The following is an 11,778-nucleotide window of genomic DNA, read 5'->3' on the forward strand; positions in this document are numbered from 1 at the left end:
TTTGTTATTCTTCCTTTGACGCCGCCGTTTGCTCTTTTACAGCTTTTTGCTTGTTCATATAGTGAATGATGAATGTCACGGCAAAAGCGATAATCAGAATGATAAAGAAGACGCTGTGCGGCATTTCAATATGCCATACACTCGCAGCCATTTTCAGTGCGATGATCCCGATTAAAACAAAGGCCGTTGCTTCAAGTTCAGGCACTTTGTCAATCAGCGTTAGGAAGAATTTCGCAACGGTTCTCATCATTAAAATGCCGAGCATGCCGCCGATCAGAAGCACCCATACCTTTTCAGATACGGCAAATGCCGCCAGGATGCTGTCCACCGAAAATGCGAGGTCCATGAGTTCTACCGAAATGACAGTCGCCCAGAAGACACCGAAAACGCGTACCATCCAGCTGTCTTTTTTGATGGCGTTTGCTTCATCATCGCCCTCGCCGATGAAGAAGTGCTTGATGACGAGCCATGCAAGATATGCGGCTCCGAGCAGTTTGATCCACCAGAATTTAATCAGGATCATACCAAGTCCAATGAATAGAAACCTAAAGAAGTAGGCTCCGATTAAACCGTACGTCAACGCTTTTTTGCGCTGTTTTTCCGGTAGGTGCTTTACCATGACGGCGAGAACGAGAGCATTATCCGCCGATAAAAGCCCCTCCAGCACGACCAGCGAGCCGATCAGCCCCCAGGAAACGGGGTCCGTTAATACTTCCACCCACATTTCCCAATCGAAAAATGAGGCGTAAATTGACATAATATGATGAAATAAATCCACTTTCGTTACCTCCTAATGATGAAAAAGCAGGGCTGAATCACGCAAACGTGATTCAGCCGGCAAAACTAGACTTGCAGGCCGTAGTTGCGGCAAAGCGATGCCAATCCGCCGGAAAATCCGCTGCCGATGGCATTGAATTTCCAATCGGCTCCGTGACGGTACAATTCGCAAACAACAACCGCTGTCTCAATTGAAAAATCCTCTCCCAAGTCAAAGCGAAGCAGTTCTTCATTTGTTGATTCATCAACGAGCCGGACAAACGCATTTGAGACTTGTCCAAAGTTTTGGCTGCGGCTTTCCGCCTCGTGAATTGTCACTGTGATGCCGATCTTTTCAACATGGGCGGGGATTTTTGAGAAATCGACGATGATTTGCTCGTCATCGCCTTCACCTTCTCCTGTCCGGTTGTCACCCGTATGAATCACGGCGCCGCTCGGATGCTCGAGGTTGTTGTAAAAGACGAAGTCGCGTTCATTGATGCATCGATCGTTCTGATCGACAAGAAAAGCCGACGCATCCAAATCAAAATCGGCGCCGCCGGTATATTTGTTTGTATCCCAGCCTAAACCGATCAGCGCTTTCGCCAAACCGGGGTTCGTTTTCGTTAAATCGATCCTTTGTCCTTTAGATAATTGAATCGCCATCGATAGGACCTCCTTTAAGAAATGTCAGGCACCGGACAAACGGACGCCAAGGCGGCGACCGCTGTCCGGATCGTCAAAATCAGCCGACCTGCAGGCCGAAATCGGTGGCGATCCTCGCCAGCCCGCCTTGATAGCCTGAGCCGATCGCTGAGAATTTCCATTCTTCTCCGTGACGGTACAGCTCTCCCGTGATCAGCGCTGTTTCAATTGAGAAATCTTCACCCAGATCATAGCGGATTAACTCTTCATTCGAGTCTTCATTGATCACGCGAACATAAGCATTTGACACCTGTCCAAAGTTTTGGCGGCGCGCTTCCGCTTCATGAATCGTAATCACGAAAGAAATCTTCTGAATGTCGGCAGGCACTGCATTCAAATTGATTTTTACCTGCTCATCGTCTCCTTCGCCTTCCCCTGTCCGATTATCGCCTGTATGTATGACAGCTCCGCCTGCGCCTTCGGTCTGATTATAGAAAATAAAGTCCTTTTCAGAAGCGCATTTGCCTTCTGCATTGAGCAGAAACACGCTCGCATCCAGGTCAAAATCAGCGCCGCCGTCATATTGATTGACGTCCCAGCCAAGGCCGACGACGACTTTCGACAATCCGGGATTTGTTTTTGTTAAATCGATCTTTTGTCCTTTCGCTAATGAAATTGCCATGTTATCTCCCCATTTCTTTTATGAATGTCAGGCGTAGCGTTTGACGATTTCCGTAATGCTCGTATCGTTTGTGCCTTCTCCGACAGCGGTGAATTTCCACTCGGCGCCGTCACGGTAAATCTCGCCCGCGATCAGGCTTGTCCGTCCAGAATAATCGTCCCGCAGATTGTATTTGACCATCTCCACGCGATCGTTCATATTGACGATGCGTATGAAGGCATTTTCGATCATTCCGAAATGCTGGCTTCGTTTCACGCAATCGTATATATTCACGACAAAGACAAGCTTATGAATATGCGAAGGAACTTTTTGCAAATCTACGATGATTTGTTCATCATCTCCGCTGCCTTCACCTGTCAGATTATCTCCGGTATGTTCGATGCTGCCGCATCTGCTCTTCAAGTTTCCGAAATAAATGACGTTCTTGTTCTCCGTGACTCTTCCGTTTTCCAGCATCAGCACGGATGCGTCACAGTCAATATTCGGGGCTCCTCCTCCAAACAGCTTTCCAAAAAAACCGCCGCTTCCGGACGCAACCGGGTCCCAGCCGAGACCGACCAAAATCTTCAAAAGCCCCGCTTTCCCTTTTGTTAAATCAATCCGCTGACCTTTCTCTAAAGAAATAGCCAAACTGTTCACTCCTCCGTTGAATCATGACTTTCAAGATCACAGTGCTGGATGAGAATAAGAGTTTGATAGATCCAATTATCACGCCAGCGTGATTCATATCTTCACAATTACAAGACCAATGAATCATTATTTAACCTGCTTAACTATATATACGGAAAGATTCAGGGGAAAGTTTCGCAGTTTTCGATATTTTTTTATCATCTTTTTATCCTGGTCCAAATCGAGACGACAATAGTAGCGATGATAAGGCTTTTTACCATAACATGCCGATGTTCGGCTTGGCAAAAGCGTACAGACATCAACCTGTCACCCGCAGAACCAAAACCGCTGAGCAGCGAATGCGGGATCAGACAGAGCGGGGAAACAAGCAGAAAGGGGTCTTATCGGTTTCGATAAGACCCTTTTGCTTAAAAAGCTCCTGCCCCGTCGCCTCCGCCCGCTCCGGGACCGCCCGCATCATATGCCCCGGCGTGCTCCTGCGAAGACGGCAGCTGCCAGCTGTAAAACGGATAATGCAAACAGCCGGCTGCGGCCATACCCAGGACAGGGGAAGCGTAATCAAGCCTGTTTGCTGATTGATTGAACCATCCTGCAGATTCATCCTCAACTTCAAGCACAATTGCATAGATCATCGTCTTTTCGTTTTGAGACAGGCTTCTCCCTGAGAACAAATCTTCTTTTCTCAGATGGTTTCTCCAAGAAAGAATCGATCTTCGGCAGATGGAAGCGTACCAGCTCTCTTTTACGGCCGGAATGAAGGCAATCAATAAAATAGACAGCCCGACGCATATGCCGTAATACAAAATGGTATGAATGCTGTCGGTAAACAAAGATGCTAAAAACAAGCCGGCTAAAAACAGAATCGTATACAGCTTTGATTTCGCAAGAACAATGCCCGCCGACAGTGCAAAGCCAAATATGACGCAAGCCGCCATGAATCCGGCCTGATGCACCACGTCTGCATACAGGATAAAGAGCAGGAGTCCGGTATGGACAGAAAGCAGTGAAAGCGACAGCATTCTCAGCCAGCGGTTTTCTTGAAACAGCTCCCTGAATTCAGGCGCTTGTCTGACACTTTCCGTCCACTTTTGAACCACATTTTGAAGAATGATTCTCTTTCGTTCATATTTGCCGAGCTGTTCCTTATGCTTACATTCCTCCTCAGTAGGCCCGCTGAGGGAATCCAGCCTGAACATATAGGAATCGCTGCCGGTTTGCTCAAAAAGTTTTTCGATTAAGAGCTGATCAGGCTTTGGCAAATCCGCCTTGCTCCCGGAAAATTCGAATTGGTATGTGTCATCAGGCGCCTCAGGATCGTCAAGAAACCTTTCTTCCGCCTGCACCTTCCGCATAGTGACCAGTCCCCGCTGATAAAGCGAAAGCATGCCGGCCAGGAGATCACGGTCTGTAAAACGGCCTTTTTTGTAAAGAAAAGCGACAAGCACAGGATCAAAGGACTCGAGTTCTGCAAACGAAAGCATAGCGCGGCGTCTCTTCTTCAAAAACGAAAGCATGACAGCCATGATGACCATGAACCCGACAATCCCCGAAAATATCCAAATCATCCTGTCCGCGCCGGCAATCCGTTCATCCCGATCGGCGTAGCGTTTCGCTTCGTCTCTTTCCTCCTTCAGCAGCTCATCCTTTGTCTGATAAGAAGGGTGCCGGACCGCCTCTTTCAAGGCGCTTTGCGGAAAATATATCCTCAGTTCCGAGCCCGTGCCTGCGCGATAGAGTCCTGTCTCGTAGGTGACTGATGAATCGCTCACCTTCGTAATCTTTCCGTTTCCTTTTTCACGCAAAAACGCATGAATATCCCGCGCCTTTACCGAATCAGGCAGATGCACTTCAATCTTTACCCGGCCGAAATCCGTATTTGCCTTTTGGTAAAATGAATGAATCAAAATCGACGTGTCTTCAAACTTTTGGGCGGCATCTTCGATCACATAGCGAAACATCACATGTTTTGTTTCATCCTTTGATGCCGAATAAGCATAATAAGTCCCGTCTTCTTTCTTTGTCTTCAACGGGGTGGCTTGATCGCCTTTTTTCCGGTGATCGGGAAGGAGATAGGCTTTAAAATTCTTCAAGCGGCTCGCGGTTTCTTCGCTGAACGATCTTGTCGCCCCTTCGAAAGAGCCTTTAAAATCGTATGTGTAAACTTCCTCTACGCTTAAATCACCGTTTTCTTTTACTGTCGCGCGTATATCAGCCCGCTCGATCGAAAAGGATTTGCCTGCTTCAGAAAAACCTGTGACGAGAAAAAAGGCAATGAACATAAAAAAGAAAAAGGAGTGCTTCATCGTTTAGTAAATCCTTTCGTTTTTTGTATCTGCCTTATATACGGAAAAGCAAGGAAATTGTTTCAGCGGTTCACAGAAATGACAGAGATGACAATTTTATTCTAAAAGCACATCTACGGTCTGCCGCACAAGCCGTAAAAGAAAATATGCATCATTTCCTCTGTAAACTGCCTGTTTTTTTCAAAGGCTTCACCCAGAGTTTTTGAATGTTCAATGATCATATTCATAAAGATGAGAAAGCTTTCCGCTGTGATTTTGGGAGAGATTTCGCCTGTACGATGACCTTCTTCAATCATTTGGAGCATAAGGGGAATGACTTTTTCATCGTATTGCCGCTTTACATAATCCATGATTTCACTGTCTTCGATCATCACCTCTTTGACGACCGTTAAAGCAAATTTTTGATTATTGGCTTCCCTTTTCTGCAAAATCATCAATTCAATCTTTTCTTTAACGGAAATATCTTTGTTCATATATTCTTCAAAATCGCTGATGGACTGATCGATATAGTCTTTGAAAACCTCTTTCAGGAGCGCTTCTTTGCTTCCAAAGTAATTATAGATCGTCACCGGCGAAACATTTGCCTCTTTTGCGATATCGGTTATCCGGATGCGCTTTGGCTCCCATGTTTTGAGCATATCCAAAGCCGTCTTTTTGATCTTCTCTTTAATCAGCAAAGCCCTTTTTTCAAATCCGTTCATATAACCATCCTTACGTAACTTTCTTAATGAAATTATAACATAACAATATTTCATTAATTTCCGTTGACAAAAAAGTTCATAAGAACGTAAAATTAGTTATGTAATTTTAAATCACTTACATTTCATAATTTTCATTTCCGGAGGTGTCACATGCTGACAGTTGAACGGCTTACGAAAAAGTTTTCCAATGGCAAAGGTATATTTGATGTTTCATTTCATGTTCAAAAAGGGGAAGTTTTTGGGTTTTTAGGGCCGAACGGAGCCGGAAAATCGACAACCATTCGACATATCATGGGGTTTATGAATCCTGATCAAGGCGATATCAAAGTAAACGGAATGAACGGCCGGAATCATCAAGGGGACATTCAGCGGCATATCGGCTATCTTCCCGGAGAGATTGCATTTATCGAAGGAATGACGGGAAAACAATTTCTCAATTTCATGGCAGACATGCACAGTTTAAAAGATACAGCTAAGCGCAATGAACTCATCGAACGGCTCCAATTCGATGTTCATACGCCGATCAGAAAAATGTCGAAAGGAATGAAGCAAAAAGTCGGGATTGTTGCTGCCTTTATGCACAGCCCTGAAGTCATCATTCTTGATGAACCGACCTCAGGCCTCGATCCGCTGATGCAAAAAGTGTTTATTGATATCGTGCTCGAAGAAAAAGCGAAAGGAACGACGTTTTTAATGTCTTCCCACAGCTTTCCGGAAATCGAAAGAACCTGTGACAGAGCCGCCATTATAAAAGACGGCATCATCATTGCCGTCAAAGATATACATGAACTGCAGTCGATGCAGCGAAAGGTATTTGAAGTTACATTTGAAAACACTGGCGATATTCTCGCCTTCATGAATTCAGGTCTGCAAATCGAATCCCGGACGGATAATCGTGTCAAAGTGGCCGTTTTAGGGAACCATGATCATTTTATTAAAGAAACCGCCAAATATCACATTCGGCACATTGATGCTTCTTCACAAAGCCTTGAAGAGATTTTCATGAACTACTATGACAGAAAGGGGACAGTGAAATGAACTTCTCCCTGTACAAACAAATGATGAGAACAAACATGAAAGGAATCATGAGCTACGGAGTAGGCTCCGCATTTTATATCCTTTTGATACTGGGCATTTATCCAAGCATCGCGGGCAATGCGGAGGATATTGAGAAAATGATTAAATCGATGCCGGAAGGCTTTCTCAATGCTTTTGGGTTTGAAAACGGACTTGGGAATCTTGAAGATTTTATATCTGGAGAATATTACGGATTAATCTTTATCGTGATCTTATCGATCTTCTCTGTCATGCTGTCGACAAAGCTTTTGGCAAAGCTGGTGGATCAAGGGTCAATGGCCTATATTCTGTCTGCGCCGACAACGCGCGGAAAAGTGGCTTTCACCCAAGCAGCCGTCTTAACGACAGGTCTTTTGATCATTATGGCCGTGACGACAGCGGCCGGACTGGCCGGCTACCATTTAATGCTGGGCGGTGATTACGATTTTAATGTGTCAAGGTTCCTCGTTCTGAACCTGCTTGGCTTTCTGCTCTTCTTTGCAGTCGGCGGCATTTCGTTCCTCTTTTCGGCCATTTCAAATGATGAAAAAAGAGCCCTCGGACTTTCCGGAGGCATCACGTTCTTATTCTTCAGCTTCGACTTGCTAGGCAAATTAAGCGAAAAAACAGAATGGCTGAGGAGCCTGTCGGTTTTCTCTTTATTCAGACCGGGCGATATTGTGAACGGAAGCACGGACATAGCTCAAGTGTCTCTTGTTCTCGCCGCAGTCGGTTTTGCCGCCTTCGCACTCAGCATTCTCATTTTTAAAAAGCGCGACTTGCCGCTGTAAAATAAAAACGCCGCTCCCGATCGGGAACGGCGTTTGTCTCAGTATAATATTTTATTCAACGACCCGTCTTACAACTCCGTTGAAAGCTTTCTTCCAGTACGGGTTGCTCATAGAATCGACGGATACCCCGCGTGAGCTGTTATCGTTCAGGAATGTGCCATTGCCAAGATAAATGCCCACGTGGCCGTTCGTTTTGTATGTGTCAAAGAAGACCAAGTCTCCGCGCTTCATTTCAGACGCGCTGACAGCTCGTCCCTTGCCGACAAGCGTGCTTGTTGTCGCACCGAATCCAAGCTCTACGCCTGCTGATGCATAAGCCCAGCGTACGAATGATGAGCAGTCGAAGCGGCGGTTGTCGATATCAGCTTGTGAACGTCCGCCTCCCCATTTGTACGGAGATCTGCCGACAATGCTTGAACCTGTGCTGATGGCAGCTTCAATCGCGTTTCCATTGCTGCTTACAACAGAACCGGAAGAGTAGTTTCTTGACGGGCTGCTGCTTTTCTTGCTGCTTGAAGAACCGCTGTTGGACGATCCGTCAGATTTGCTGACTGAACCTGAATTTGAGCTTGATGAAGATCCTGAATCAGACTTTTCAGCCGTCGCAGATTCTTCTTTCGCTTTTGCTGCTGCAGCCGCCGCAGCTCTTTCTTCTTTAAGCTTTTGTTCAAGAGCGGCTTCTTCTTTTGTCAGAGAGCCCGCTTCTTTTTTCAGATCGCTCAGCTCTGATTCTGCTGCCGCTTGCTTCGTTTGCAGCTGCTTAGAAAGGTTTGCCTGTTCTTTCAGCTGTTTATCAAGATCCGATTTAAGCGTTTTTAAATCGGCTAGTGTTTTTTGGATTTCGTCCAGTTTTGTATTTAAATCAGACATTGCTTTTTCAAGCTTGTTTTTATCTTTCTCCTGCTCGTCAAGCAGGTCTTTGTCCGCATCAACAATTGTTGAAACAGCAGTTGCACGAGTGATAAAATCTCCGAAGCTTTGTGCGCCCAGAAGGACATTCAAATAGTTTTGGGATCCGCCGTTTTCCTGCAGGCTGCGCACGCGATTTTTAATCACTTTTGAACGCTCTTCAATCCGTTTTTCGGTTTCTTTGATTTCTTTTTTCAGAGCTTCCACTTCTTTTTTCGTTTTTTTGTTTTCTTTTTCTTTGTCTTCGATTTTGTTGCTTGTTTCAAGTGCTTTTTTATCAAGCTCTTGGATTTTACCTTCAAGCTTTTTCTGCTCGTCTTGCAGCTTGGCGATTTCTTTCCGCTTGCTCTCGATGCCTGAATTCACTTCAGAACGCTTTTGCTGAATTTCTTGTTTTTGCTGAGATGTTTCTGCCGATGCCGTGTTGTTCATAAAGGGGGTAAATAGACTAGCTGTTCCGAGAATCGACGCTAAACCAAAAGTATAAACCTTTTTCTTCACTTTCTACTCCTCTTTCCTTTATGTATTCTTGTTTTTTCATTATGTAAATTCGATTGAACATTATTAAAAAATGAATCTTATGACCTATGATTTATATATCCGTTTCTAATGTACAGACGTTATTATACCATCTATTTTCGACAATAGGCGCCAATTTATATTACATTTATATTTCGTTTTTGTTTCAACGGTGTCATGTTTTGACTAATCATGTTTTGTCTCTCGTATTCTCTTCGATTTGACCCTATCTGCTGTTTTTCATATGCTTGTCTTACTGAACAAGAAAACGAAAGGAAGGCCGGTGACAATTGATGCAGCTCAGCATTCTTGACCAGGTTCCTATATCAAAAGGCTCGGATGCGCATTCAGGTCTAAAGCATTCTGCAGAGCTGGCGGAACTTGCGGATCAATGGGGGTACAAAAGGTATTGGTTTGCCGAGCATCACAGCACACGGGGGCTTGCCAGCACTGCTCCAGAAATCATGATCGCACACATTGCGGCAAAGACGGCGAATATTCGCGTCGGTTCGGGCGGCGTTCTGCTGCCCCAATACAGTCCCTTTAAAGTGGCTGAAAACTTTCGGCAGCTTGAAGCCCTTTATCCCGGGAGAATTGACCTGGGGATCGGCCGCTCTCCGGGAGGCACAACTAAAACGAGGCTGGCGCTGACAGACGGGGTTCATAAAAGCCTGCACGAATTCCCGAGACAGTTACAAGACTTGGTTAGCTTTCTGACTGATTCCGTGCCTTCCGGACATGATTACTTCGGAATTAAAGCCTCCCCTTTGACGGATTCGCCCCCGGAGGTGTGGCTTTTAGGCCTGGGAGAAAACAGCGCAAAATTGGCCGGTAGCATGGGAGCGGGATACGTATTCGGCCATTTCATCTCTCCCGCGAGAGGAAAGAACGCCTTTCAATCATACCGTGAAAGCTTTCGGCCTTCCCCTTTCTTTAAACGCCACCAATCATTGGCCGCCGTTTTCGTCGTTTGTGCGGAGTCCGATGAAAAAGCCGAGGAGCTCTGCTTGAGCCAAGATTTATGGCTTCTCCGGGTTGAAAAAGGGCTGGACAGCCTTGTCCCAAGCATTGAAGAGGCGAAATCGGCCGCTTACACAGCTGCCGATAAAAAGAAGCTTGCCCAAAACCGCAGCCGTATGGTGATCGGGTCTCCTCAAACAGTCAAAAGAAAACTGCTCGAGCTTTCTGAACGATATCAAACAGATGAGTTTATGATTTTAACTAACGTCTACCGGTTTGAAGATAAGAAGCAGTCTTACGAAAGACTGGCAGAATTATTTTGAACGAAAAACATCCCTTTTCAAAAACCTTTGAAAAGGGATGTTTTTGTTAGAACGTATTATAGACATTCTCACACTCTTCCGCTGTCGGCTCGTAAAAACAATGCGATTTAAAGCGGCCGACATGCGGCTGATTGTACCACTGTGCGGGACACGCCCCCGCCGGTCTGAAATACCACAAACTGAACTTTGCCGGCCAAAGCCGCTCCCCGTTGACCGCCCTGCGTGCCAAACGCCTTTCGCTTTCCCGCGCCCTTTGATAGAAATAACCGTGCGTCACGGCTTCAAAGGCATGCGGCTGATGGATCATCTGCGGAATGGTGCGAAGTCCCACAAAGTCGGAACAGTTTGCCCTGATGCGATTGATTCCGACATTTCCGACCATAAGCATACCTTGCACGCCTTCGCCTTCAGCCTCCGCTCTCAAAAGTCTTGCCAAAAGACTGATATCTTTAGAAGAAGCCTGAACGACTGCCATTTTTAGTCACCCCCATGATGTCGTCACCTTTATCATATTCTGTTTCATTTAGGTGATGACGATTTCGGGATTTATCTTTGACATTGCCCATGAAAGAAAGCTATTCTTCTATTATCAGAACCCAAGAAAAAACAAAGGGGAACGGAGGGATCGTGAATTGTCAGTATTAAAAAGCCCTGAATGGGTATACAAACGATTAATGGAAAAAACGGACCAAACAGTTATTGTCGACGTGAGGTTTCATTTGACAAAACCGGACGAAGGCCGAAAAGCGTATACGAAAGGCCATGTGCCCGGAGCCGTTTTCATTGATTTAAAAGAAGATCTGTCGCGCAACCCGGAAGAGCACGGCGGCAGACACCCGCTTCAAGACCCTGACCTTCTGGCCGCGAAGCTTGGAAAAATCGGCATTGACCGGCAAACAGATGTCGTTGTTTATGATGACAGCGGCGGCATGTTTGCAGCGCGCTTTTGGTGGCAGCTTCACTATCTCGGGCATGACAGCGTCTATATCATGGATGGGGGACTGTCCAACTGGATCAAAGCGGGCTACGAGGTGAACGCCGAGGATCCTCGTCCTAGCGAGCGCGAATTTAAGCCGGCGCTCAGAGAAAACGAACTGCTCGATGCCAAAGAAGTACTGAAGCGAATCGGCAGAGAAGGCTCCATTCTGATCGATGCGCGCGATCCTTCAAGATACACCGGGGAAACCGAGCCTCTCGATCATCGGGCCGGCCATATTCCCGGGGCCAAAAACTTTTTTTGGAAAGGCAATCTGACCGTAAGCGGATTATGGAAAAGCAAAGAACAACTCAGACAGCACTATGCTGTTTTAGACCCGGACAGTGAAATTGTCGTCTATTGCGGATCGGGCGTATCAGCCTGCCCAAATGTGCTCGGCCTGAAAGAAGCCGGATTTGAAAATGTGAAGCTGTATGCCGGCAGCTGGAGCGATTGGATCAGCTACCCCGACCATCCGATCTCCACTGGGACAGAGGACGACACCTGATCTTACAAGAGACGGCGGC

12 protein-coding genes are annotated in these 11,778 nt (G+C 46.1%); 4 read left to right on the forward strand and 8 right to left on the reverse strand.

Annotated features, from left to right (window positions below; translation table 11 throughout):
- Positions 1-4 precede the first annotated feature (4 nt).
- The 6 genes from ACH97_RS05590 to ACH97_RS05615 form a co-directional block, all read right to left on the reverse strand.
- Complete coding sequence (locus ACH97_RS05590; RefSeq protein WP_048350140.1) at positions 5-778, reverse strand: TerC family protein; 774 nt, start codon at positions 776-778, stop codon at positions 5-7.
- Positions 779-843: 65 nt separating this feature from the next.
- Positions 844-1,422 carry a TerD family protein gene (locus ACH97_RS05595; RefSeq protein WP_048350139.1) on the reverse strand — a complete coding sequence of 193 codons (579 nt, stop codon included), beginning with the start codon at positions 1,420-1,422 and terminating at the stop codon, positions 844-846.
- A 79-nt stretch (positions 1,423-1,501) separates the two neighbouring features.
- On the reverse strand, positions 1,502-2,083 hold the full coding sequence (locus ACH97_RS05600; RefSeq protein WP_020450064.1) for a TerD family protein: 582 nt from the start codon (positions 2,081-2,083) through the stop codon (positions 1,502-1,504).
- 27 nt (positions 2,084-2,110) lie between these two features.
- Positions 2,111-2,713, reverse strand: a complete 603-nt coding sequence (locus ACH97_RS05605) for a TerD family protein (RefSeq protein ID WP_048350138.1) — start codon at positions 2,711-2,713, stop codon at positions 2,111-2,113.
- A 407-nt stretch (positions 2,714-3,120) separates the two neighbouring features.
- Positions 3,121-5,016, reverse strand: a complete 1,896-nt coding sequence (locus ACH97_RS05610; protein WP_020450062.1) for a DUF2207 domain-containing protein — start codon at positions 5,014-5,016, stop codon at positions 3,121-3,123.
- 113 nt (positions 5,017-5,129) lie between these two features.
- Positions 5,130-5,717 carry a TetR/AcrR family transcriptional regulator gene (locus tag ACH97_RS05615; RefSeq protein ID WP_020450061.1) on the reverse strand — a complete coding sequence of 196 codons (588 nt, stop codon included), beginning with the start codon at positions 5,715-5,717 and terminating at the stop codon, positions 5,130-5,132.
- Positions 5,718-5,867: 150 nt separating this feature from the next.
- Here ACH97_RS05615 and ACH97_RS05620 point away from each other — a divergent pair, with 150 nt between their 5' ends.
- Complete coding sequence (locus tag ACH97_RS05620) at positions 5,868-6,755, forward strand: ABC transporter ATP-binding protein (protein ID WP_048350137.1); 888 nt, start codon at positions 5,868-5,870, stop codon at positions 6,753-6,755.
- Entirely contained in the window at positions 6,752-7,564 is an 813-nt protein-coding gene (locus ACH97_RS05625; protein ID WP_048350136.1) for an ABC transporter permease subunit, read from the forward strand. The genes ACH97_RS05620 and ACH97_RS05625 overlap by 4 nt, the downstream gene beginning before the upstream one ends.
- 51 nt (positions 7,565-7,615) lie before the next feature.
- Here ACH97_RS05625 and ACH97_RS05630 read toward each other — a convergent pair whose 3' ends face one another.
- Positions 7,616-8,974: a C40 family peptidase gene (locus ACH97_RS05630; RefSeq protein ID WP_003178705.1), complete on the reverse strand. Its 1,359-nt coding sequence runs from the start codon at positions 8,972-8,974 to the stop codon at positions 7,616-7,618.
- A gap of 308 nt (positions 8,975-9,282) precedes the next feature.
- Here ACH97_RS05630 and ACH97_RS05635 point away from each other — a divergent pair, with 308 nt between their 5' ends.
- Positions 9,283-10,275, forward strand: coding sequence for an LLM class flavin-dependent oxidoreductase (locus tag ACH97_RS05635; protein ID WP_338399912.1), 993 nt, complete (start codon positions 9,283-9,285; stop codon positions 10,273-10,275).
- 46 nt (positions 10,276-10,321) lie between these two features.
- Here ACH97_RS05635 and ACH97_RS05640 read toward each other — a convergent pair whose 3' ends face one another.
- Positions 10,322-10,750 (reverse strand): cell wall hydrolase, encoded by a 429-nt coding sequence (locus ACH97_RS05640; protein WP_003178702.1) that lies wholly within the window; start codon positions 10,748-10,750, stop codon positions 10,322-10,324.
- Between the two features lie 55 nt (positions 10,751-10,805).
- On the opposite strand from ACH97_RS05640, the gene ACH97_RS05645 reads away from it, so the two are divergent.
- The gene (locus ACH97_RS05645; protein WP_048350135.1) at positions 10,806-11,759 is read left to right on the forward strand and encodes a sulfurtransferase; all 954 of its coding nucleotides are present in this window, start codon (positions 10,806-10,808) and stop codon (positions 11,757-11,759) included.
- Positions 11,760-11,778 lie beyond the last annotated feature (19 nt).

The organism is Bacillus paralicheniformis (genome assembly GCF_001042485.2).
In the GTDB taxonomy this organism is placed as follows: Bacteria; Bacillota; Bacilli; order Bacillales; family Bacillaceae; genus Bacillus; species Bacillus paralicheniformis.

What these genes read in the sequence shown, in the direction of transcription:
- ACH97_RS05595 (WP_048350139.1), bottom strand. Translation starts at nt 1,422, where the DNA reads ATGGCGATTCAATTATCTAAAGGACAAAGGATCGATTTAACGAAAACG.
- ACH97_RS05600 (WP_020450064.1), bottom strand. Translation starts at nt 2,083, where the DNA reads ATGGCAATTTCATTAGCGAAAGGACAAAAGATCGATTTAACAAAAACA.
- ACH97_RS05610 (WP_020450062.1), bottom strand. Translation starts at nt 5,016, where the DNA reads ATGAAGCACTCCTTTTTCTTTTTTATGTTCATTGCCTTTTTTCTCGTC.
- ACH97_RS05615 (WP_020450061.1), bottom strand. Translation starts at nt 5,717, where the DNA reads ATGAACGGATTTGAAAAAAGGGCTTTGCTGATTAAAGAGAAGATCAAA.
- ACH97_RS05620 (WP_048350137.1), top strand. Translation starts at nt 5,868, where the DNA reads ATGCTGACAGTTGAACGGCTTACGAAAAAGTTTTCCAATGGCAAAGGT.
- ACH97_RS05625 (WP_048350136.1), top strand. Translation starts at nt 6,752, where the DNA reads ATGAACTTCTCCCTGTACAAACAAATGATGAGAACAAACATGAAAGGA.
- ACH97_RS05640 (WP_003178702.1), bottom strand. Translation starts at nt 10,750, where the DNA reads ATGGCAGTCGTTCAGGCTTCTTCTAAAGATATCAGTCTTTTGGCAAGA.
- ACH97_RS05645 (WP_048350135.1), top strand. Translation starts at nt 10,806, where the DNA reads ATGACGATTTCGGGATTTATCTTTGACATTGCCCATGAAAGAAAGCTA.